The sequence below is a fragment of the Curtobacterium sp. MCBA15_007 genome (assembly GCF_001864905.1).
Classification (GTDB): domain Bacteria; phylum Actinomycetota; class Actinomycetes; order Actinomycetales; family Microbacteriaceae; genus Curtobacterium; species Curtobacterium poinsettiae.
This window is the reverse complement of the sequence record NZ_MJGM01000045.1, coordinates 44339-67716: the sequence shown is the minus strand read 5'-3', so window position 1 is coordinate 67716 and position 23378 is coordinate 44339. Positions and strand designations below refer to the sequence as shown.

Sequence of the window (23378 nt, the reverse complement as noted above, 5' to 3'; positions counted from 1 at the left end):
CGCAGGTGAGCGGCGCGTCCCACGATCGCGCACCCACCGACGCACGCACAGGAGGCCCGGCGCCGGCCCACGAGACCGGCACCGGGCCTCCATGCCCTCCCGTCCAGCGCTCCCCCGCCCCGCCCGCGAGCGGGCGAAATGCCGGGGTGCGCCGTCGGCCCCACCGTGGCATTCCGCCCGTTCGATCCGCAGCAGCGCACCCCGCCGCCCCTCCGGCCCCTCCCCCGGCTCGACCCGACACGACGCGACGCGACGAGCGGGCGGAATGCCGGCGTGCGCCCGCCGCGCCACCCGGGTGTTCCGCCCGCTCGATGTGACGGCGGGCGCAGACACACGAACGCCCCGCGCCACGGAACCGTGGGGCGGGGCGTTCGGAGTCGGTCAGCGCTCGGGGACGTCGCGCTCGGGCGCACCCACGTAGAGCTGCTGCGGGCGACCGATCTTGTTGAGCGGGTCGTTGTTCAGCTCGCGCCACTGGGCGATCCAGCCCGGCAGACGACCGATCGCGAACAGGACGGTGAACATCCGCGGTGGGAAGCCCATCGCCTTGTAGATGATGCCGGTGTAGAAGTCGACGTTGGGGTAGAGCTTGCGGCTGACGAAGTACTCGTCCTCGAGTGCGATCTGCTCGAGCTCCATCGCGATGTCGAGCAGGTCGTCCTGCACGCCGAGGGACTCGAGGACCTCGTGCGCGGACTCCTTGACGAGCTTGGCGCGCGGGTCGTAGTTCTTGTAGACGCGGTGCCCGAAGCCCATGAGCTTGACACCCTGCTCCTTGTTCTTCACCCGCTCGACGAACCGCGTGACGGGCTCGCCCGAGTCCTTGATCTGCTGGAGCATCTCGAGCACGGCTTCGTTCGCGCCGCCGTGCAGCGGGCCGTACAGGGCGTTGATGCCGGCCGAGATCGAGGCGAACATGTTCGCCTTCGTCGAGCCGACCATGCGCACCGTCGAGGTCGAGGCATTCTGCTCGTGGTCCTCGTGCAGGATGAGGAGCCGCTCGAGCGCCTTCGAGAGCACCGGGTTGGGCTTGTAGGTCTCGGCCATGGTGCCGAAGTTCAGCCGCAGGAAGTTGTCGACGAACGACAGCGAGTTGTCCGGGTACAGGAACGCCTGCCCGATGGCCTTCTTGTGGGCGTAGGCCGCGATCACCGGAAGCTTGGCGAGGAGCCGGACGGTCTGCAGCTCGACCTTCTCGGGGTCGTCGACGTCCATGTCGTCCTCGTAGTACGTGGACAGGGCGCTCACGGCGCTCGACAGCACCGACATCGGGTGCGCCGAGTGCGGCAGGGCGTCGAACAGGCGACGGAGGTCCTCGTGCAGCAGGGTGTGCCGACGGATGCGGGCGTCGAACTGCTCGAGCTCGGTGGGGGTCGGCAGCTCGCCGTAGATCAGGAGCCACGCGACCTCGAGGAAGGTGCAGTTCGCGGCGATCTGGTCGATCGGGTACCCGCGGTAGCGCAGGATCCCCTGGTCGCCGTCGATGTAGGTGATCGCGCTCTTCGTCGCACCGGTGTTCACGAACCCGTAGTCGAGCGTGTTCATCCCGGTCTGCTTCTTGAAGGTCGAGATGTCGATCGCGGACGCGCCGTCGACGCTCTGCAGGATCGGGAACTCCGCCGTGCCACCCGGGAACGTCAGCGTCGCGGTCGCGCCCTGCTGTTCGGCGGCGGGACTCACGGGGACGGGCGTGGTGGGCGGTGTGGCCGTCTTCTGAGCGTCATTGGCAGTGTCAGTCACGAGGACAGCCTAATCGCGGCACCTGTCGGTCGTGCACACATCCCAGGTGACGATTTGGTGGTTCCCAGGGATTGCGGGCGCCGGCGGGAGTGCTCGTGTCCGTGCTACGCGGTGCCGAGGCGCCGGCTGCTCGCCAGTCGCTGGGAGGCTGCGGCGATCCGTTCGTCGGTCGACGTCAGGGCCACGCGGACGTGTTCGCCCCCGGCTGCACCGTAGAACGTGCCCGGTGCGACGAGGATCCCGCGGTCGGCGAGCCAGGCGACGGTGTCGAGCGCCGGCTCGCCGCGGGTCGCCCAGAGGTAGAGCCCGGCTTCGCTGTGGTCGATGCGGAAGCCCGCGCCCTCGAGTGCCTGCCGGAGCATGTTCCGACGGGCACGGTAGCGGGCCTTCTGCTGCTGCACGTGGGTCTCGTCCTGCAGCGCGACGACCATCGCCTGCTGCACGGGCAGCGGTGGCATCAGCCCGGCGTGCTTGCGGACGGCCAGCACGTCGGCCAAGATCGCGGCGTCACCGGCGACGAAGGCCGCACGGTAGCCGGCGAGGTTCGACTGCTTCGACAGCGAGTACACGCTGAGCACACCGTCGAGCGAGTCGCCGACGACCCGGGGGTCGAGGATCGTGGGGGTCGGGGTGGTGGCGTACTCCGGGTCCCAGCCGAGCTCGGCGTAGCACTCGTCGCCGACGATGACGGCCCCGAGCTCGCGGGCGCGCACCACGGCGGCACGGAGCTCGCCGATGGTGAGCACGCGGCCGTCCGGGTTGCCCGGGGAGTTCAGCCAGACGAGCTTCGTGGTGGACGGCCACTCGGCCGGGTCGTCCGAGGCGAGGGCGTCGGCCCGGACCAGCGCGGCACCGAGCTCGTACGTCGGGTACGCCGCTGCCGGGAACACCACGGTGTCGCCGGGGCCGATGCCGAGCCAGAGCGCCAGGCCCGCGATGAACTCCTTGGAGCCGATCGTCGGCAGCGCGTTCGCCTCGGTCAGGGCGACACCGTGCCGGCGGCCGTACCAGTCGGCGATGGCCTGCCGGAGCGCCGGGGTGCCGGCGACCTGCGGGTAGGCGTGCGCGTCGGTTGCGGTGGCCAGGGCGGTGCGGACGACCTCGGGCGTGGGGTCGACGGGCGAGCCGACGCTGAGGTCGACGATCCCGCCCTCGTACGCCGCGGCGCGCTGCTTGAACGGGACGAGCTGGTCCCAGGGGAAGTCGGGGAGGTCGAGCGCCACGAGGGGTCCGGTCAGCCGCGGACGGGCTCGGCAGCGACGACGGGGTGGTCCTTGTGGATCACGCCGACCTTCGCAGCGCCACCGGGCGACCCGACCTCGTCGAAGAACTCGACGTTGGCCTTGTAGTAGTCGGCCCACTGGTCGGGCAGGTCGTCCTCGTAGTAGATGGCCTCGACGGGGCAGACCGGCTCACACGCACCGCAGTCGACGCACTCGTCGGGGTGGATGTACAGCGAGCGGTCACCCTCGTAGATGCAGTCGACCGGGCATTCGTCGATGCAGGCGCGGTCCTTGACGTCGACACACGGCTGGGCGATCACGTAGGTCACGGTTCGGGTGCTCCCTTCGACGAGCGGGTTCGAGTCTACTCGTGGCCCGGGGCCGTCCGGGACCGCAGCCCCGACAGGTCCGGCCACGCGAGGACGAGGGCGGTGATGGCCGCGGGGGCGAAGGTCCACACGTACCCGGCCGCGTTGGCGAGGACGAGCGGCGAGCTCTCGCCACCGACCGACACGAGCACCTGCGTCGCGACGAGGATGCCGATGCCGATCGCGGCGACCATCGTCCGCGAGCGGTAGACGAGCCGCACGCCCACGGTCAGGCCGAGCACGATGAGGGTGGTGACGACGAGTCCGACCGGGAACGCGCCGAGCGTCTGCTGGTGCGTCACCGTGCCGAGGCCGCCGGCGAGCAGCCCGACCAGCAGCGACACCACGGCCGCCGCGGCCTTGCCCTGACCGGACATCTCGCCGTAGGTCTGCGGCGCCGCCGACTGCGGGGCCGCGTCGTGCCGGAACGCCTCCACCGCAGGGGCGTGTTGTCGGACACCGTGCGGCATCACCCACGACAGCGCGGCCGGGTCGGCGGGGTCGACGGGGTCGACGGCGACCTGGGAGCGGTACTGCTCGACGGCCGCCCGCACCTTGGCCCGGACCGGCAGGACGTCGACGGTGACGTCGGCCTGCCCGCTGTCGGGGTCGACGATCATCGAGAAGGGGACCTCTTCGGCACGGGCCGCGTACTGCGCCGCGTGGTGCATCCGCACGTGGTCGGGGTGTCCGTAGCCGCCGTCGTCGGCGTAGCTGATCACCGCGTCGGCTCCGGTGGAACGGATGGCGGCGCGCACGTCGTCGACCACCTCGCCCAGGTCGGCCGCGGTCAGCGAGTCGGCCGGGGCGTCGGCCGCGGCGGTGGCCCGGCCGTCCGGGCCCCACTGCATGCCGGAGTCGACGTACCGACGCTCGGGCAGGTCGGTCGGCCGCGCGCCGCGCCCACCGAGCCACAGGTGCTGCGGCCCGCCGAGGGCGGCGAGGGCCGCGGCGATCTCGGTCTCCCGGTGCCGCGCCACCCGCGCGGGGTCGCCCGCGAGCGGAGCCAGCTGCTCCGTGAGCATCTCGCCGCGCTCGCCCCGGGTCGCGGTGAGCACGGTCACCTCGGCACCGCGCTCGAGCAGGGTGGCGATGGTCCCACCCGACGAGAGCGTCTCGTCGTCGGGGTGGGCGTGCACGATCAGGACGCGCTCCGGGCGCGTGGAGGGGGCCTTGGACATCGTCCCCAAGGGTACGGGACTAGCGGGGCGTGACGATGTAGGTCGCCGTGACGCCACCGCTGTCCTTGCCGTCCGAGAACGTCAGCACGACACGGTAGCCGTCGCTCCGGAACATGCCGAACGCGCTGGACGAGTCCGCGCGCTTCGCCGACTCGGTGTACCCGGCATCCGTGAGCTGCTGCGCGGCCGTCCGGAAGTCGTCGACGGAGGCCGCCCGGACCTGGGCGACCCACCCGGAGCCGTTCGGTCCGGCTCCCCCGCCCAGCACCGTGCCGTCGACGAGCGGGACGTCGGCCGACGGGAACCCGTCCGGCACCTTGCCGTCGGAGGTCACGTCGGCGCCCTTGAGCGCCGTGTCGAGCGCGCCGTCGATGCCACCGGCGACCGAGGACATGCCGTCCTGGATCGCCTTGCCGTCGATGCCGGCGACCCCGTCGGCCACGTTCGACGCGACGGAGGACCCGAGGTCGGTGGCCTGCTGCACGGCCTCGGTCGAGCAGCCGGTGAGTCCGGCCAGGGCGATGCCGGCAGCGACGGCGGCGATCAGCGGGGTACGGAGGGAACGCATGGCGTGACCGTAACGGACGAGCCGGGAGGCGCGGCGCGAGTTGGCTGTGAACGTGCCGTCCCCGGGGCGGTCACCTGCGCGGCGAGGCCGCCCCGGGCCTCCGTGCCGACGGACGGTTCAGGCGACGTAGGCGCGCGTCGCCGCCACCAGGGCGTCGACACCCACCGGGATCGCCGTCTCGGCCTGCGGCGCGTAGAACGGCGAGTGGTTGCTCGGGATCTCCTCGCCACGGCGGAAGCGCTCCGGGTCGGTGATGCCCGTGAACCAGTACACGAGCGGCGCGCCGGCGGCGGTGGCCAGCTGTCCGACGTCCTCCGACGCCATGGCGAGCCCGATCTCGAGGTCGCGAGCACCCGGCACCTCGGCGCGGATGGCGTCGAGCACGGTGGCGGCGGCCTCGGCGTCGTTCACGGTGACCTCGGCACCCGGAGCCCGCACGATCGTCGGCTCGGACAGCCCACCGGCCGCGCTCTCGGCACGGACGATGCGTTCGATCGAGGCGATGATGCGCTGGCGGGTCTCCTCGTTGCGGGCACGGGTCGAGATCTCGATCACGGCCTCGTCGGGGATGATGTTCGCCCGTGTGCCGGCGTGGAAGCTGCCGACGGTGACGACACCCGCGTCGCTCGGCGAGACCTCGCGCGCGACGACGGTCTGCAGCCGCACGACGGCCGACGCCGCGGTGACGACCGGGTCGAGCGAGGCCTGCGGCGCCGAGCCGTGCGCCCCGCGGCCGTTGAACGTCACCGTCAGCCGGTCGCTCGACGCCATCACCGGGCCGGTGCCGACGGCGACGATGCCGACCGGTGCGGGCGCGGAGTGCTGCCCGAGCACGACGTCCGGCTTCGGGAACCGCTCGACCAGGCCGTCCTCGACCATCGCGCGTGCGCCGGAGATGACCTCTTCAGCAGGCTGGAAGACGGCGACGACCGTGCCGCGCCAGTCCCCCGTGGTCGCGACGAGGCGCTCGAGGGTGCCGAGCAGCCACGTGACGTGGATGTCGTGGCCGCAGGCGTGCATGGTCGGGACGTCCCGGCCCTCGTCGTCGGTGCCGACGCGCTCGCTGGCGTACGACAGGCCGGTGCGCTCCTGCACCGGCAGGCCGTCCATGTCGGCGCGGAGCCACACCACGGGGCCCTCGCCGTTCGCGACGACACCGACGACGCCGGTGCCGCCGACGCCCGTCGTCACGTCGATCCCCCCGATCTCGGCGAGCTTCGCGGCGATGACACCGGCGGTGCGGTGCTCCTGGAAGCCGAGCTCCGGGTGGGCGTGCAGGTCCTGGTAGATCGAGAGCAGGTCGAGAGTCACGCTGACCACGGTACAACCGCGAACGGCCCGACCACCTGTTGCAGGTGACCGGGCCGTCGGACGGAGGACGGGCCTCCGGGGGTGTTGCTCGTGCTGGTGCTTACGCGTCCTGGCGCTTCAGGCGGGCGTACGAGCGCTGGCGGGCCTGCGCGTCGAGCTCCACCTTGCGGATGCGGACGACGGCCGGGGTGACCTCGACGCACTCGTCCTCGCGCGCGAACTCCAGGCACTCCTCGAGCGAGAGCTGGCGCGACGGCGTCATCGACTCGAAGGAGTCGGCGTTCGCCGAACGCATGTTCGTGAGCTTCTTCTCCTTCGTGATGTTGACGTCCATGTCGTCGGCGCGCGAGTTCTCGCCGATGACCATGCCCTCGTAGACCTCTTCGGTCGGGTTGACGAAGAAGGTCATCCGCTCCTGGAGGTTCGTGATGGCGAACGGCGTGACGACACCCGAACGGTCGGACACGATCGAGCCGTTGATGCGGGTCTGGATCGGGCCGGCCCACTCGTCGTAGCCGTGCGAGATCGCGTTGGCGATGCCGGTGCCGCGGGTCTCGGTCAGGAACGACGTGCGGAAGCCGATCAGGCCACGCGACGGGACGATGAACTCCATGCGCACCCAGCCGGTGCCGTGGTTCGTCATGTTCTCCATGCGACCCTTGCGAGCGGCCATGAGCTGCGTGATCGCGCCGAGGTACTCCTCCGGCGTGTCGATCGTCATGTGCTCGTACGGCTCCTGCAGCTTGCCGTTCTCGTCACGCTTGGTGACGACCTGCGGCTTGCCGACGGTGAGCTCGAAGCCCTCACGACGCATCTGCTCGACGAGGATGGCCAGTGCGAGCTCGCCGCGACCCTGGACCTCCCACGCGTCCGGACGACCGATGTCGAGGACCTTGAGCGAGACGTTGCCGATGAGCTCGCGGTCGAGGCGCTCCTTGACCATGCGGGCGGTCAGCTTGTGGCCCTTGACCTTGCCGACGAGCGGGCTGGTGTTCGTGCCGATCGTCATCGAGATCGCCGGGTCGTCGACCGTGATGGTCGGCAGCGGGCGGACGTCCTCGGGGTCGGACAGGGTCTCACCGATGGTGATCGTGTCGAACCCGGCGACGGCGACGATGTCACCGGGGCCGGCCGACTCGGCCGGGTAGCGCTCGAGCGCCTTGGTGATGAGGAGCTCGGTGATGCGGGCGTTGACGACGGTGCCGTCGTGCTTGACCCACGCGACCGTCTGGCCCTTCTTCATCGTGCCGTGGAAGATGCGCAGCAGCGCGAGACGACCGAGGAACGGCGACGCGTCGAGGTTGGTGACGTGGGCCTGCAGCGGGTGCTGGTCGTCGTACTTCGGCGCCGGGACGTGCTGCAGGATGGCCTCGAACAGGGGCTCGAGGTCGTCGTTGTCGGGCAGCTCGCCGTCGTTCGGCTTGTTGCGCGACGCGGCACCGTTGCGGCCCGAGGCGTAGACCACCGGGACGTCGAGGATCGCGTCGAGGTCGAGGTCGTCGACCTCGTCCGACAGGTCGGAGGCCAGGCCGAGCAGCAGGTCCTGCGACTCGGAGACGACCTCGTCGATGCGGGAGTCGGGGCGGTCCGTCTTGTTGACGAGCAGGATCACCGGGAGCTTCGCGGCGAGCGCCTTGCGGAGCACGAAGCGGGTCTGGGGCAGCGGGCCCTCGGACGCGTCGACCAGCAGGACGACACCGTCGACCATGGACAGACCGCGCTCGACCTCGCCACCGAAGTCGGCGTGACCCGGGGTGTCGATCACGTTGATGGTGATCGGGCCGTCCGAGCCGAACTCGGTCGCGTGCTTGCCGTTGTAGAGCACCGACGTGTTCTTCGCGAGGATCGTGATGCCCTTCTCGCGCTCGAGGTCGTTCGAGTCCATCATGCGGTCTTCGCCCTCGAAGTGGGCGTCGAACGAGTTGGTCTGCGTGAGCATCGCGTCGACGAGGGTGGTCTTGCCGTGGTCGACGTGTGCCACGATGGCGACGTTGCGCAGGTCGGACCGGGTGGCGAGCGCCATACAGGACATCCTTCAATTTCTGGGAGAGTGTCGGGCCAGTGTCTTCACAGCACCGCACCCGCGGGCAGAACGCCCGACACGCCAGTCTACCGGTAGTTCGCAACAGACAGGAGTACTGACGATGAGCCGTCGGCGAACGTGGGTCGAGATCACCATCGTCCTGCTGCTCTCGCTCGGCGCCAGCGCCCTGTACTCGATCCTGCAGATCATCGACGACCTGTCGCAGACGACGCCGCTCGGCGAGCAGTCGACGGCCCTGAACACCTCGTCGACGACGGTGCAGTACGTCGACCTCGCCCGGCAGCTCCTGGGCATCGCGGTGGACCTGGCCCCGGTGGCACTCGTCTGCTACCTGCTGTGGAGCACCTCCCGACCGCACCTCGGCCGGCTAGGCATCGACCGGTTCCGGGCGAAGCCGGACCTGGGCGGCCCGGCCCTGATCGCGCTCTGCATCGGGATCCCGGGGCTCGCGCTGTACTTCGCCGGACGTGCGCTCGGCATCACGGTCGCCGTCGACCCCGCCGCACTGAACTCGTACTGGTGGACGATCCCGGTCCTGCTGCTGTCCGCGATCCGCTCGGGGCTGCAGGAGGAGGTGATCGTGATCGGGTACCTCTACGCCCGGCTCGGTGACCTCGGGTGGGGCCGCTGGCAGATGATCCTGTCGACCGCACTGCTGCGTGGCAGCTACCACCTGTACCAGGGCTTCGGGGCGTTCATCGGCAACGCGGTGATGGGCGTCGTGTTCGGCTGGATCTACACGAAGTGGGGTCGGCTGCTGCCGCTCGTGATCACGCACGCCCTGCTCGACGCGGTGGTCTTCGTCGGGTACCCCTGGGTGGCGCACGCGTTCCCGCAGTTGTTCGCGTAGGCCGCGGGGCCGCTGGCGGAACGCCGCGTCGCGGGGCCGCCGGCTCGCTGTCCCGTCGGCCGTTCAGCGAGCCACCGGGCGCATCCACAGCCCCAGCACAGCGCGCCGAGGTCCGAGGGCCGAACCGCAGCCCTACGGTGAGCGCATGAGCATCCCCGCGATCGGCGAGTCCGCACCGTCGTTCACCCTGCCGGGGATGGTCGTGCGCCGTGGCGTCCGCTCCGACGACGAGTACGACCTGTCCGCCGAGATCGGCCGGACGGTCGTGCTGGCCTTCTACCCGGGCGACGCGACGGCGGTCTGCACGGCCCAGCTCTGCAGCTACCAGGCCGAACTCGACGAGTTCACCGACCTCGGTGCCACGGTGTGGGGCATCAGCCCCCAGGCGCTCGACTCGCACGAGGAGTTCGCCCGCGGCTCCTCGCTCGCGTTCCCCCTGCTCAGCGACACCGCGGGCTCGGTCATCCGCGCCTACGGCGTCCAGGCACCGGGGATCGGCCTGCGACGATCCGTGTTCGTGATCGGCCCCGACGGCGTGCTCCGATGGCGCCACATCGGCCTGGTCGGCCTGCGGTTCCCGAAGGCCGAGACGATCCGCCAACAGATCGAACTGCTCGTTTCGTAGCCCCGGCGTGGGAGTCCGCTGAACTCGTCGAAACGGGGTGTTGACACCCCAACCGGGGGCGACGACCATGGACGGCACGAGGGTCCGTCAAGGATCTGCCTCCCCGGGGAATCGGGTCGTCCGGAGATACGCGCCGGTGTGTCACACCCGCTCCCCGGGCGTCTCCGGGGAGGCATCTCGTACCCTCGTCCGGTGCACACCACCATCGTCGCCCCGGGCCTGCGCGCCCTCGCCCTCGTCCTCTGGGTCGTGGCCGTCGTGCTCGTCCCGCTGGCCCTGATCGGCGGCGGAACCCCGTGGCTCGTGCCGATCCCGAGCATCGCCGTCGCCTTCGTCGCGTGGGCGGTGCTGTGGCGGCCGCGGTTCGAGCTGACGCCCGAGCACCTGCGCATCGTCGACGTCCGGCGCACCAGCACCTACACCTGGTCGCGCGTCAGCGAGGTGCGCACGAAGTACGGCATCGAGGTGGTCACCAGCGAGGGCGTTCGCCGCGTCTGGATCGCGACCCGCCCGACGGCGCGTCTCGCCGCGCACACCGGTGACCGGCCAGGAGGCCCGGATCGCCTGGACGTCGACGCTGCGGCCGCGCTGATGCTGACCCACGTGCCCGCTCCGGTGACGCAGGACGGCCCGCCCCCGTCGTCCGTGACGGCTGCGCCGATCACGCACCGCACCCACGGCTGGACGATCCTGGCGCTCGTGGTCCTCGGGTTCGCCGCGTCGCTCGCGGCGGCACAGTTCTGACTCGCCCGGACGCAGAACGACACCCCCGGCGTCGTGCGACGTCGGGGGTGTCGTTCGTGTGCGGTGTCGTTCTCGTGCGGTGTGGCTACTTCTTGTAGCCGACGTCCTGCCACTTGACCGACGACTGCTGGAACTGCGCCGGACCGTAGTTCACCAGGTCCTTGCGAACGCCCCAGGCGTACGGCTCGGCGAACAGCGGGATGGTGCCGGCGACCGCGACGATCTTCTTGCCGATGGCCTGCGCGTCCTTGATGCGGGCATCCGCGTCGAGTTCGCCGTTCGCCTTGTCCCAGGCGGCGCCGAGCGAGTCGTCCGTCACGCCGCTGTAGTTCTGGCCGGCGTCGGCGGGGTAGTAGATCGACTTCAGCGACGAGATCGGGAACGGGGTGCCCTGCCACGCGAAGTACGTGGCGTCGAAGTCACGCGTCGACGTGGTGACGTACTTCGTGAAGAAGTCGTCGGTCGGGACGGTGTCGATGGTGACCTTGAAGCCGGCGAGCTTCGTCTGCTGCTGCACGAGCTGCGCGACGTTCGCCGAGTTCGGGTTGTCCGAGGGGATCACGAAGCGGACGTCGAGTTCCTTGCCGCCCTTGGTCGCGTATCCGTCCGAACCGATCTTCCAGCCGGCGTCCTCGAGCTTCGACTTCGCCTTGTCCGTGCTGTAGCCGTAGACGCTCGACGCGTCGTCCTCGTAGCCCTGCTGACCGGGCAGGTAGACGAGGTTGTTGAGCACGTCGCCCGGGCTCTTCACCGGCGACAGGATCGCCTGGGCGACGACCTTGCGGTTGATGGCCTGTGCGAACGCCTGGCGCACGTCCTGGTCCTTGAAGACGTCCGAGGTGCCGTTCAGCGTGATCTGACGCTGCGTGGTGCCGAGCGAGCGCTCGATCTTCGAGTCGGACCGCGAGTTCGCCGTCTTGAGGTTGTCGGCGCTGCCGTTCAGGTTGAACGCGTCGAGCTCCTTGTTGCCGTACGCCTGGGCGACGCCGTCACGCGAGACCGTCTTGAAGACGATCGTGTCGAGCTTGCCCGGGTCGCCCCACCACTTGGAGTTCTTCTCGAAGGTCACGACGCCACCGTTGGTGTCGAAGGACTTCAGGATGTACGGACCACCGGAGACGTAGGTCTTGCCGTCGGCGGCGTACGGACCCTTGGCCCAGGCCTTGTTGAAGTGGTCCGGGGTGTCGACGGCCCAGTACGGGTAGATCGCGCCGAGGACGCTCGCCCAGTCGGCGTTGGTCTTCGAGAACGTCATGATGACGTCACGCTCGTCGGAGCCCTGCTTGACCGAGTCCACGTCCTCCCACACGTTGGTGGCGAGGGGCGCGAAGGCCTTGTTCGTGCCGTTCAGCGCCTTCCAGTTCGCGATGACGTCCTTCGCGCTGATCGGGGTGCCATCCGACCACACGGCCTTCGGGTTGATCTTGATCTCGACGGTCTGGGGCGAGTCCTTGGTCAGCTCGACGGAGGTCGCGTAGTCCTTGTTCGCCTCCCACTCGCCGTTCTCCTTGAACTGGATGAACCCCGGCAGGTAGGTCTGCGAGATCGTCGTGTCGTCGACCGTCCCCGAGTCAAGGTTGGCCAGCTGCCAGTTCGCCGGAGCTGTGTCGATCGGCAGGGTGATCGACCCGCCGTCCTTGACGTCGGCGCGGTCCGCGACGGTCCAGCCGGTCGACTTCAGTGACGACTCGGCGACCGCGGAGTTGTCGCCGCCCGCTTCTCCGCCGCCGGAGCAGCCCGCCAGCACGACGGCAGCTGCCGCAGCGGTGGCCAGGACCGCGATGCCCTTGATCCTCTTTCGCATGGCGAGGATTCCCTTTCGTTGTGGTTCGCGCAGTTCGCGCTGGACCGCGGCGGCCCCGCCGTCGCGTCTGTTGGTTGAGAACCCTAGCCACATCCGAAGGCTGCACAAGGGTCTCTGCGAGGAATCGAAACACGCTCGTAACGAATGTTGCATAACGTCACTTCCGTTGTCCCACCCCGCCGTCCGGACCGGCTAGCCTGTCGCCACCGACAACGCCGTCCGGACGGACGGCCGCACCCAGAGGTCACCAACCACATGCTCGCCTTCATCGCAAAGCGGATCGTCAACTACATCGTCCTGACGATCGTGGCGACCACGCTCGGGTACATCCTCGCCAGCACGACGCTCAACCCGGCCGCCCGGTTCCTCGGGCGCAACCCGGCCGTGCCGCAGGGCACCATCGACGCGTCGCTCCGCAAGCTCGGCGCCGATCCGAACACCCCCATCCTCGTCCGCACCTGGGACTGGTGGGTCGGCCTGGTCACGCACGGGTCGCTCGGCATGAGTTCGCGCGGCACCGAGGTGACGGCCGACATCATCGCCCGGTCCGGGACGAGCCTGCGGCTGCTCGTGATCGGCACGCTGCTCGGTGCGCTCTTCGGCGTGCTACTCGGCGTCTGGAACGCGGTCCGGCAGTACAAGGTGTCCGACCAGGTCTCGACCTACGCGTCGTTCACGGTGCTCGCGACCCCGCCGTTCGTGATCGCGGTCGTGCTGATGATCCTGGCGACATCCCTCAACCAGGGCGTCGGCGCGCAGGTGATCAGCTTCACCGGTGAGTACACGCCGGGGGTGAGCGGGTTCTTCCCGGTGCTCGGCGACCGACTCGTGCACCTGTTGTTACCCACGATCTCGCTGACGGTCGGCGCCGTCGCGTCGTACTCGCGCTACCAGCGCTCCGCGATGCTCGACGTGCTGTCGAACGACTTCATCCGGACCGCCCGGTCGAAGGGCCGCACGCGCGGATCGGCGATCATGCGCCACGGCGTGCGCGTCGCCCTCATCCCGATGTCGACCTTCTTCGCCTACTCGTTCGGGTTGATCCTGACGGGTGCGAGCATCACCGAGCTGGTCTTCAGCTGGCACGGCATGGGTGAGTACTTCATCCAGAGCATCACGAACAACGACATCAACGCGGCAGCGGGCACGATCCTCTTCACGGCGATCCTCGTGCTCATCGCAGGGACCCTCGCGGACCTGCTGTACGCCGCGCTCGACCCGCGAGTGAGGGTGTGACCCGTGTCTGTTCTCGACCCCACGACCACGACCACCGCCGGTGACCCCGGTGACGGCAACGCCGGGACGCCGGCGCACGTCATCGAGGTGAAGGGCGGCCGCACCCCGCTCTGGCGCAAGGTGTTCGGCACCTGGCGCGCGCGCATCGGCGGCGGTGCGCTGCTGCTCATCATCCTCTGGGCGTTCGTCGGCCCGCACCTGTACCACTGGAACGCCTCCGACTCCGACGGGCTGGCGTTCGGCATGCCGCCGAGCGCCGCGCACTGGTTCGGCACGAACGACATCGGCCAGGACATCTACGCGCAGACCCTGGTCGGCCTACAGAAGTCGCTGCTCATCGGACTCATCGCCGGACCGGCCGCGACCCTCATCGCCGGCATCGTCGGCGCCGTCGCCGGGTACTTCGGTGGGTTCGTCGACCGGGCGCTCGTCTGGGGCATCGACCTGCTCCTGGTGATCCCGTCGTTCTACGCGCTCGTGCTCCTCAGCCCGCTGTTCAAGAACCTCAGCTGGCTCGCACTCATCGTGGGGCTGGCGATCTTCGGCTGGATGATCATGGCCCGGGTGATCCGCGGGCAGACGATGTCCCTGCGCGAGCGCGACTACGTCAAGGCCGCACGGTTCATGGGCGTGCCCTCGTTCACCATCATCCGACGGCACATCCTGCCCAACGTGGCATCGCTGCTCATCATCGACGCGACGCTGGGTGTCGGGGCGATGATCCTCTCCGAGAGCGCCCTCAGCTACTTCGGCTTCGGCATCCAAATCCCCGACGTCTCGCTCGGCACCCTGCTCGCCGCCGGCAGCCAGTCGGCCGTCACCCGCCCGTGGCTCTTCGTCCTGCCCGCAGCGACCCTCGTCGCGACCGTGCTCTCGACCAGCCTGCTCGGCGACGCCCTGCGCGACGCCATCGACCCCACCTCCGGAGCCAACCGTGACTGAGCCGCTGCTCACCGTGTCCGACCTGTCGGTCACGTTCAACCCGAAGACCAAGCCCGTCTACGCGGTCCGGGGTGTCGACTACTCGGTGGCCCCCGGCGAGTTCCTCGGCATCGTCGGTGAATCGGGGTCCGGCAAGTCGGTGTCCTCGATGGCCGTGATGGGCCTGCTGCCGTCGTCCGCCCAGGTGCAGGGCAGCATCCGCTTCGACGGGCAGGAGCTCGTCGGCAAGAACGACCGTGAGATGTCGGCGCTGCGCGGTCGTGACATCGCGATGGTGTTCCAGGACCCGCTGTCCGCCCTGACGCCGGTGTACACGATCGGGCAGCAGATCGTCGAGGGCCTGCGCCTGCACGACCGGTCGCTGACCGCACACGCCGCGCGCACCCGCGCCGAGGAACTGCTGCGCATCGTCGGCATCCCGAACCCGGCGCGACGGCTCGACGCGTTCCCGCACGAGTTCTCCGGCGGCATGCGGCAGCGCGCGATGATCGCGATCGCCATCGCGAACGACCCGAAGCTGATCATCGCCGACGAGCCGACCACCGCCCTCGACGTGACGATCCAGGCGCAGATCCTCGACGTGCTGCAGACCGCGAAGGACATGACCGGTGCGGCCGTCGTGCTCATCACGCACGACCTGGGCGTCGTCGCCGGCAACGCCGACCGCGTCGCCGTGATGTACGCCGGCCGGATCGTCGAGACGGCACCGGTCCTGCCGCTGTTCCGCGAGCCGGTGATGCCGTACACGATCGGGCTGCTCCGCTCGATGCCGAACATGACCTCCGCCCGCACCGAGCGGCTCGTCCCGCTCGACGGCCGCCCGCCCCTGCTGACGCAGAAGCCGACGGGCTGCCCGTTCGCCGACCGCTGCCCGGCCGTCCTCGACGCCTGCCGCGACGGCGAACCCGCCCTCGTCGCGACGACGGTGCCGCAGAGCGCCGACAACCCGGTCATGACCGGCGCCGTGCAGACGATCGGCAACGGCACCCTGCTCGACGAGCACACCGCCGCGTGCATCCGCCGCGACGAGATCGCCGCGGGCACCCTCGAGCGCTCGGAGATCTTCCCCCGCCCCGAGGACGTCCCCGAGGCCAGCGTCGACCACGGCGACGACGTCGTGCTCGAACTGGACGACGTGGTCAAGACGTTCCCGCTCACCAAGGGCGCACTGTTCCGCCGGCAGATCGGCGAGGTGCACGCGGTGGACGGCATCTCCCTGACGCTCAAGCGCGGGCAGGTGCTCGGCCTGGTCGGCGAGTCCGGCTGCGGCAAGACGACGACGATCATGGAGATCCTCGAACTCGCCGGCGCCCAGCACGGCACCATCCGGGTGAACGGCGTCGACACCGCCTCGCTCTCCAAGAAGGACCGTCTGGCCCTGCGCCGCGACATCCAGGTGGTCTTCCAGGACCCGATGGCGTCGATCGACCCGCGCCTCGACATCGGTTCGGTGATCGGCGAACCCCTCACGGTGCACGGCGTCGCGAAGGACGAGATCCGTCGGCGCGTGCGCGAGGTGCTCGAGCTGGTCGGCCTCGAGCCGACCTACATCGACCGGTACCCGCACGAGTTCTCGGGCGGCCAGCGGCAGCGCATCGGCATCGCCCGTGCGCTGATCGTGGAGCCGAAGATCCTGGTGCTCGACGAGCCGGTGTCCGCACTCGACGTCTCGGTGCAGGCCGGTGTGATCAACCTGCTCGAGGACCTCAAGCACCGTCTCGGCCTGTCCTACCTGTTCGTGGCGCACGACCTGTCCGTCGTCCGGCACATCGCCGACGACGTCGCCGTCATGTACCTCGGCCGCATCGTCGAGTACGGCGACGGGGACGCGGTCTTCTCGGACCCGCAGCACCCGTACACGCGGGCCCTGCTGTCGGCTGTCCCGGTGCCGGACCCGATGGCCGAGGCCGCCCGCGGGCGCATCCTGCTCGAGGGCGACCTGCCCTCCCCCACGGAGCGCATCGACGGCTGCCGGTTCCGCACGCGCTGCCCGCTCTACCAGCTCCTCGACGAGGGCCGGCAGGAGCAGTGCCGCACCATCGACCCGGGCCTCGAGCCCGTGCACGGCCGCGGCGTCGCGTGTATCCAGACCGACCAGGAGCACCTGCTCACCGAGCGGGTCGGCGCGGTCGTCTGACGACGACGGTCACGTTCACCGCTCCACATGGTGAGCAGGAATGGTCGGGTCCCACCCGCGGACCCGACCATTTCTGCTCACCGAGCGCTTCAGTGGACGCGACCATACGACGGACGGGAGGTGGGCCCATCCCGCCGGTACCGGCGCACCGCGCCAGCGGGGCGACGGCCGTGACGGGAGGGACGGCGCACGTCGTGCGCCGGGCCTCCCGTCCGTCGTGTGGTCGCGATCGCGAGCCGAGTCAGGCTCCCAGCCACAGGCTGAGCAGCGAGGCGGCGAGCAGCGCCAGCGCAGCGGCGCCGACCGCCAGTGCCGGCGCGTCCCAGCCGCGCACGGCATCACCGGTGCCGGTCGCCGCGCGGCGCTCAGACCATCGGTCGAGCAGGACCGTCATCTCGTCGGGCTGGCGCAGCACGGCACGCTCGCCGCGTCGGGCGGGTTTCGGCCGCGGCAGCGACGGGCCGCCCCAGCACTGGACCTTGCGTCCGGCGACCGTCTCGATCACGATCTGCCAGCGGAGCCGGACGTCGGCGACCGCGTGCCACGGCACCACGGTGCGGCGGAGCGGGTTGAGCACCGTGACCGCACGGTCGTCGATGACGATGCACGGGCGGAAGGTCAGGACCCAGAGCGCCCAGACGAGCACGGCGATCGGGCCGGCGGCGCGGAGCACGACGTCCCAGCTCCCCCGGAACGCGGCGTCGCCCAGCAGGAAGACGCCCAGGACGGCGACGAGGCCGGCCGCCACCGCGCCCCCGCGACCAGCGCGGAGGACGAGGGGGCGTCCGGCCTCGTTCGTGTCCAGGGTGATCAGCGTCCGAACTCGAACCCGGCGCCGGGGATGGCGGCCAGGAGGTCCTTCGTGTACTGCTCCTTCGGGGCGGCGAAGACCTCGTCGGTCGTCGCCTTCTCGACGATCTGCCCACGACGCATGACGCACACGTTGTCCGCGACGAGGCGGACGACCGCGAGGTCGTGGGTGATGAACAGGTACGTCAGGCCGAGCTCGGTCTGCAGCTCGGTGAGCAGGTCGAGGATCTGGCCCTGCACGAGCACGTCGAGCGCGGAGACGGCCTCGTCGAGGACGATGACCTCCGGCTTGAGCGCCAGCGCACGAGCGACGGCGATGCGCTGTCGCTGACCACCGGACAGCTCGTTCGGGTAGCGGTTCACCATCGACTTCGGGAGCGCGACCTGGTCGAGGAGCTCGAGCACCCGGGCACGGCGCGAGGCCTTGTCGCCCACCTTGTGCGTGGCGAGCGGCTCGGCGATCGTGTTCCCGACGTTGTACATCGGGTCCAGGGAGCCGTACGGGTCCTGGAACACCGGCTGCACACGGCGGCGGAAGTCGAAGAGGTCCTTGCCCTTCAGCGCGCCGATGTCGATGCCGTCGAACTGCACGGTGCCGCTCGTGATGCTCTCGAGCTGCAGGACGAGCTTCGCGACGGTCGACTTGCCCGATCCGGACTCGCCGACGAGCGCCGTGGTGGTGCCCTTCTGGATCGAGAACGACACGTCGTCGACGGCCTTGAGCTCCCGCGTGGCGAGGCTCTTGCCGCGCAGCTTGTAGACCTTCTCGAGGTTCTTCACCACGATGAGGTCCTCGGCTGGACGGTGCTCGCGCTCCTGGGCGCGGGCGATGAGCTCGGCGTCGTCACTGCCGGTGTCGGCGATGTCGATCCGCTGGTGCTGCACCTTCGACTGGATGCGACGGCTGGCCAGCGAGGGGGCCGCCGCGACGAGGCGCTGCGTGTACGGGTGCTGCGGGTTGGCCAGGATCTCCTTGGAGGGGCCGGCCTCGACGACCTGGCCCTTGTACATCACGACGAGCTTCTCGGCTCGCTCGGCAGCGAGGCCGAGGTCGTGCGTGATGAACAGCACCGAGGTGCCGAAGTCGCGGGTCAGGGTCTCGAGGTGGTCCAGGATGACGCGCTGGACCGTGACGTCGAGCGCACTCGTCGGCTCGTCGGCGATGAGCAGCTGCGGGCGGCTCGACAGACCGATGCCGATGAGCACACGCTGCCGCATGCCGCCGGAGAACTCGTGCGGGTACTGCTTCAGGCGGGTCGACGCGTCGCCGAGGCCGGCTTCCTGCAGGACCTCGACCGCGCGGGCGCGGACGGCGGCCTTGCCGGTCGCCATGCCGTTCGCACGGATGGCCTCTTCGACCTGGAAGCCGATCGACCACAGCGGGTTGAGGTTCGACATCGGGTCCTGGGGGACGTAGCCGATCTCCTTCCCGCGGATCTCCGACATCTCCTTGTCGCTCAGCCCGACGAGCTCGCGCCCGTTGAACTTGATCGAGCCGCCGGTGACCTCACCGGTGCCGGGGAGCAGCTTGATGATCGCCTGGGCGCTCGTCGACTTGCCGGAACCGGACTCGCCGACGATGGCCAGGCGCTCGCCCTGTTCGAGGGTGAGGTTCACGCCGCGGACGGCCTGCACGAGGCCGCTCTGGGTCTTGAAGCCGACCTGCAGGTCGGTGATCTCGAGCAGCGGGGCGCCGGAGCCGCCGGTACGGCGGCTGTTCGGCTGGGTCAGTGTCTCGCTCATCGGCGGGCCCTCGCCTTCGGGTCGAGCGCATCGCGCACCACGTCACCGAGGAGCAGGAACGCGAGCACGGTGATGGACAGGGCTGCCGACGGCCAGAAGATCGTCGACGGTGCCGTTCGGATCGAGACCTGCGCGGTCCCGATGTCGAGGCCCCAGCTGAGCGCTGAGTCCGGGAGCCCGATACCGAGGAACGACAGGGTCGCCTCGGCCACGATGAACGTGCCGAGCGACACAGTCGACACGACGATGACCGGCGCCACCGAGTTCGGGATCACGTGCCGGACCAGCGTCTTGAAGCGACTGACGCCGAGCGCGGCCGAGGCCATGACGTAGTCGGACTGCTTCGCGCTGAGCACGGCACCACGCATGATGCGAGCGATCTGCGGCCAAGCGAACGCCGCGAGGACCAACGCCACGGTGATCGCGTTCCGCGCCGGGATGACCGACATGATCACGATCGCGCCGAGCACGGTGGGGATGGAGAAGAAGATGTCCGCGATGCGGGACACGATCGTGTCGAGCCATCCGCCGTAGAAGCCGGCGAGAGCGCCGATGATGACACCGACGATCGTGACCAGCACGGTGGCGACGATGCCGACGATCAGCGAGTTCCGTGCACCCCAGATCACGCGTGAGTACACGTCGTACCCCTGGCGGTTGTACCCGAAGATGTGGCCGGCTTCCGGGCCCTCGTTGCTCTTCGCGAGGATCGCCTTCCTCGGGTCGATGTGCGTGAAGAGACCCGGGAACAGCGCCACGACGACGATGAGCAGGATGAGCACGGCGGACACCCAGAACATCGGGCGGACACGCATGGAGTCCCAGGCATCGGTCCAGGTGGACCGGGTCTTCTCGTTCTCGTCGACCTGGTCGACCGCTTGGAGCGGGGTCTCCTCGATCGGAGCGACGTAGTGCGTCGCCGAGCGGGATGCGGCGTTACTTGGCATAGCGGATCCTCGGGTCCAGGACGGCGTAGAGCAGGTCGACCAGGAGGTTGGCGAGCATGAAGATGATGACCATCACGGCGACGAACGACACGACGGTCGGACCCTCGCCGAGCTTGACGGCCTGGAACACCGTGCCACCCACACCGTGGATGTTGAAGATGCCCTCGGTCACCACGGCGCCGACCATCAGGTTGCCGATGTCGACACCCAGGTACGTCACCACGGGGATGAGCGAGTTGCGGAAGATGTGCACCCCGATCACCCGACGACGCGGGAGACCCTTGGCCGTCGCGGTGCGGACGAAGTCCGCGCTCATGTTCTCGGCCACGCTCGCGCGCGTCAGACGCACGATGTACGCGAACGACACCGAGGCGAGCACGATCGCTGGCAGCACGAGTTCGTCCCACGGCGCTTCGCCCGACACCGTCACCCGGAACAGGCCGAGGTTGATGCCGAAGACGTACTGCAGCAGGAACCCGACGACGAAGGTCGGGACCGAGATGAGCAGCAGCGACACGACGAGTGCGGTGGCGTCGAACAGCTTGCCCTTGCGCAGACCAGCGATGACACCGACGACGATGCCGGCGACCGACTCGAACAGCAGCGCCAGGATCGCCAGGCGAGCGGTGATCGGGAACGCCGAGGCGAGCTGCGAGCTGACCGGCAGGCCCGAGTACGTCACGCCGAGGTCGCCGCGGAACACGCCGCCGATCCAGAGCAGGTACTGGACGATGAACGGCTTGTCGAGGTTGTACTGCTGTCGCAGCTGCTCGATCACCTGCGGCGTCGGCTGACGGTCGCCGAACAGCGCGGCGATCGGGTCGCCGGGCAGCGAGAAGACCATGAAGTAGATGAGGAACGTGGCCCCGAAGAACACGGGGATGAGTTGCAGGAGGCGCTTGCCGAGGTACCAGAGCATCAGATCACTGCCCGGTCCGGAGCGATGTCGATCAGGTTCATTGTGGTGAGGGGTGGACGGTCCGAGGGTCGGCACGGAAGTCCGGTGCGGGAGGGCGCCCGCAGTGTGGGGGAAGGTCTTGCCGCCGCGGTACGGGGGTTCGGGGACCGTGTGGTCCCCGAACCCCCGTCCGGTGGTCGCGAGGCAGGATACCTGCTCGCGGGGTGGTCTCTACGAGACCAGGGTCAGTTCTTGACCTCGACGTCGTAGTAGAGCGGCACCGAGTTCCAGCCGAACTTGACGTTCGACACCGTGTCGGCGTTCCAGACGCCTGTCACGTTGGAGTACCAGAGCGGGATCTCGGGCAGGTCCTTGAACAGGAGTTCCTGGGCCTGGTCGAAGATCTTGTTGCCCTCTTCGACGGTGGCTGCCGAACGGCCCTTGGCGAGCAGCTCGTTGTACTCAGCCGAGTCGTAGCGCGCGTAGTTGCTCGACGAGCCCTTGCCCATGGTCGGGCCGAGGAAGTTGTACAGCGACGGGTAGTCGGCCTGCCAACCGGTACGGCTGCCGCCCGTGAGCTTGTCGTTCGTCTGCAGGTCCAGGGCTTCCTGGAACGTCGGGATCGCGTTGCCCTCGGCCTTGATGCCGAGCGTGCTCGAGATCGAGTTCGTGACCGCGGTCACCCACGCCTGGTGTCCACCATCGGCGTTGTACGTGATGGTGAGGGTGTCGTTGTACTTCGAGATCTTGTCGGCCTCGGCCCAGAGCTTCTTGGCCTCGGACTTGTTGTAGTCCAGGACCTCGGAGCCCTCGAGGTCGTCGTTCCAGCCGGCGATCACCGGCGAGGTGAAGTCCTTGGCCGGGGTGCGGGTGCCGTCGAAGATCTTGTCGGTGATCTCCTTGCGGTTGATCGCCATCGAGACGGCCTCGCGACGCAGCTTGCCTTCCTCGCCCTTCCAGTGGTCGAGGTAGTAGGGCAGGTAGATGCCCTGGAAGATCGCGGCCGGCTGGTTGACGTTCGAGTCCGGGAAGTCCGACTTGTACGTCTGGAAGTTCGCGTCCGGCACGGCGTCGAGGACGTCGAGGTTGCCGCCCTGCGCGTCGGCGTAGGCGGTGTCCTGCGAGGTGTAGAACGTGATCGTCAGACCACCGTTCTTCGGCTTGCGCTTGCCCTCGTAGTCCTTGTTGGCGACGAGCTTGATGGACTGGTTGTGCGTCCAGGCCTTCTTGCCGTCGAACTTGTACGGACCGTTGCCGATCGGGTTCTCACCGAAGGCCTTGGTGTCGTCGTAGAACGAGGACGGCAGCGGCACGAAGGCCGAGTAGCCGAGCGAGAGCGGGAAGTCCGACTGGGCCGACTTCAGCTTCACGGTGAACTCGTCGTCGCTCACGACCTTGAGGCCGGTGAGCTCGGAGTCCTTCTCGGCGTTGTACCCCTCGATGTTCTCGAAGAAGTACGAGGCGCTCTGCTTGTTCGAGAACTGGGCTGCCCAGTTCCACGCCTTCGTGAACGACTCGGCAGTGACCTTCTCGCCGTTGGTGAAGGTGTAACCCGTGTTCAGCTTGATGTCGAAGGTCTTCGAGTCATCGGTGTCGATGCTTTTCGCGACCTCGTTGACGGGCTTGCCGTCGGCGTCGTACGAGACGAGGCCCTCGAAGAGCGAGTCGATGACCTTGCCGCCACCGGTCTCGGTGGTGTTCGACGGGATGAGGGGCTTCTGCGGCTCGGTGCCGTTCGTGGTGACGATCCCGGACGCGTTCGCCGAGCCCGAGCCACCCCCGTTGGAGCTGTTGCTGGAGCAGGCGGTCAGGGCGAGTGCTGTGGCCCCGAGCACGGCGAGGGCGGTGAGCCCGGCGCGCTTCTTGATCAAGGTTCCTCCTGGTGCATGGGACGCGTTCGGGCACAGCTGTGTCACCCGGGCGCGTTTGACCTTTGCAGCGTAGGCAAGGTGAACAGTGGCGTCCAAACCCTGGAGCGAACGGTTACACGCCGGTAACCAACTTGCACGATCCTTGCGAGACGATGCAAGATTCGCGCGCACTCAGGTGAAGGGTGCGTTTTTGTTGCATCCGCATGAAATCTGTTGCACTCCGGCACAGTTCTGTGCAAGTCGGGGGACGGCCGAGCATCGCTCAGGGGTACGGCTCCGGGGCACTGGTCCGCGGTCACGACATGCCGCGAGTGCACCGCCGAGTGGTCACGAATC

General features: G+C 69.1%; 19 protein-coding genes. 6 read left to right on the top strand and 13 right to left on the bottom strand.

What is annotated here, in order from left to right; all coding sequences use genetic code 11:
- Positions 1-381: 381 nt before the first annotated feature.
- From BIU95_RS13725 to typA, 7 genes are all read right to left on the bottom strand, one after another.
- Positions 382-1680, bottom strand: coding sequence for a citrate synthase (locus tag BIU95_RS13725; protein WP_017887058.1), 1299 nt, complete (start codon positions 1678-1680; stop codon positions 382-384).
- Positions 1681-1844: 164 nt separating this feature from the next.
- Positions 1845-2963 (bottom strand): succinyldiaminopimelate transaminase, encoded by a 1119-nt coding sequence (dapC, locus tag BIU95_RS13720; protein WP_017887059.1) that lies wholly within the window; start codon positions 2961-2963, stop codon positions 1845-1847.
- An 11-nt stretch (positions 2964-2974) separates the two neighbouring features.
- The gene (fdxA, locus tag BIU95_RS13715) at positions 2975-3292 is read right to left on the bottom strand and encodes a ferredoxin (protein WP_017887060.1); all 318 of its coding nucleotides are present in this window, start codon (positions 3290-3292) and stop codon (positions 2975-2977) included.
- Between the two features lie 35 nt (positions 3293-3327).
- Positions 3328-4512, bottom strand: coding sequence for a PIG-L family deacetylase (locus BIU95_RS13710; protein WP_071251922.1), 1185 nt, complete (start codon positions 4510-4512; stop codon positions 3328-3330).
- Between the two features lie 19 nt (positions 4513-4531).
- A complete protein-coding gene (locus BIU95_RS13705; RefSeq protein WP_071251921.1) occupies positions 4532-5080 on the bottom strand; it encodes a hypothetical protein in 549 nt (182 codons plus the stop codon).
- Between the two features lie 117 nt (positions 5081-5197).
- Positions 5198-6391, bottom strand: a complete 1194-nt coding sequence (locus tag BIU95_RS13700) for an amidohydrolase (RefSeq protein WP_071251933.1) — start codon at positions 6389-6391, stop codon at positions 5198-5200.
- Positions 6392-6491: 100 nt separating this feature from the next.
- On the bottom strand, positions 6492-8414 hold the full coding sequence (gene typA / locus BIU95_RS13695) for a translational GTPase TypA (RefSeq protein WP_017887064.1): 1923 nt from the start codon (positions 8412-8414) through the stop codon (positions 6492-6494).
- A gap of 121 nt (positions 8415-8535) precedes the next feature.
- Here typA and BIU95_RS13690 point away from each other — a divergent pair, with 121 nt between their 5' ends.
- From BIU95_RS13690 to BIU95_RS13680, 3 genes are all read left to right on the top strand, one after another.
- Positions 8536-9285: a CPBP family intramembrane glutamic endopeptidase gene (locus BIU95_RS13690; RefSeq protein ID WP_017887065.1), complete on the top strand. Its 750-nt coding sequence runs from the start codon at positions 8536-8538 to the stop codon at positions 9283-9285.
- Positions 9286-9430: 145 nt separating this feature from the next.
- Positions 9431-9910: a peroxiredoxin gene (locus BIU95_RS13685; RefSeq protein ID WP_017887066.1), complete on the top strand. Its 480-nt coding sequence runs from the start codon at positions 9431-9433 to the stop codon at positions 9908-9910.
- 192 nt (positions 9911-10102) lie between these two features.
- The gene (locus BIU95_RS13680; RefSeq protein ID WP_042539359.1) at positions 10103-10654 is read left to right on the top strand and encodes a PH domain-containing protein; all 552 of its coding nucleotides are present in this window, start codon (positions 10103-10105) and stop codon (positions 10652-10654) included.
- An 85-nt stretch (positions 10655-10739) separates the two neighbouring features.
- Here BIU95_RS13680 and BIU95_RS13675 read toward each other — a convergent pair whose 3' ends face one another.
- Positions 10740-12458, bottom strand: coding sequence for an ABC transporter family substrate-binding protein (locus BIU95_RS13675; protein WP_071251920.1), 1719 nt, complete (start codon positions 12456-12458; stop codon positions 10740-10742).
- A gap of 255 nt (positions 12459-12713) precedes the next feature.
- Between BIU95_RS13675 and BIU95_RS13670 the strand changes: the two genes are divergently transcribed.
- From BIU95_RS13670 to BIU95_RS13660, 3 genes are read left to right on the top strand one after another with little or no spacing between them, the layout of a single operon-like run.
- Positions 12714-13694: an ABC transporter permease gene (locus BIU95_RS13670; protein WP_017887070.1), complete on the top strand. Its 981-nt coding sequence runs from the start codon at positions 12714-12716 to the stop codon at positions 13692-13694.
- A 3-nt stretch (positions 13695-13697) separates the two neighbouring features.
- Positions 13698-14636: an ABC transporter permease gene (locus BIU95_RS13665; protein WP_017887071.1), complete on the top strand. Its 939-nt coding sequence runs from the start codon at positions 13698-13700 to the stop codon at positions 14634-14636.
- Positions 14629-16773: an ABC transporter ATP-binding protein gene (locus tag BIU95_RS13660; RefSeq protein WP_017887072.1), complete on the top strand. Its 2145-nt coding sequence runs from the start codon at positions 14629-14631 to the stop codon at positions 16771-16773. Before BIU95_RS13665 ends, BIU95_RS13660 begins: the two co-directional genes overlap by 8 nt.
- A 241-nt stretch (positions 16774-17014) precedes the next feature.
- Here BIU95_RS13660 and BIU95_RS13655 read toward each other — a convergent pair whose 3' ends face one another.
- The 5 genes from BIU95_RS13655 to BIU95_RS13635 form a co-directional block, all read right to left on the bottom strand.
- Entirely contained in the window at positions 17015-17521 is a 507-nt protein-coding gene (locus BIU95_RS13655; RefSeq protein WP_071251919.1) for a PH domain-containing protein, read from the bottom strand.
- Positions 17522-17583: 62 nt separating this feature from the next.
- A complete protein-coding gene (locus BIU95_RS13650) occupies positions 17584-19326 on the bottom strand; it encodes an ABC transporter ATP-binding protein (RefSeq protein ID WP_017887074.1) in 1743 nt (580 codons plus the stop codon).
- Positions 19323-20273, bottom strand: a complete 951-nt coding sequence (locus tag BIU95_RS13645; protein ID WP_017887075.1) for an ABC transporter permease — start codon at positions 20271-20273, stop codon at positions 19323-19325. Before BIU95_RS13645 ends, BIU95_RS13650 begins: the two co-directional genes overlap by 4 nt.
- A complete protein-coding gene (locus BIU95_RS13640) occupies positions 20263-21192 on the bottom strand; it encodes an ABC transporter permease (protein ID WP_017887076.1) in 930 nt (309 codons plus the stop codon). The genes BIU95_RS13645 and BIU95_RS13640 overlap by 11 nt, the downstream gene beginning before the upstream one ends.
- Before the next feature lie 224 nt (positions 21193-21416).
- Positions 21417-23042 carry an ABC transporter substrate-binding protein gene (locus BIU95_RS13635; protein WP_056072930.1) on the bottom strand — a complete coding sequence of 542 codons (1626 nt, stop codon included), beginning with the start codon at positions 23040-23042 and terminating at the stop codon, positions 21417-21419.
- Positions 23043-23378 lie beyond the last annotated feature (336 nt).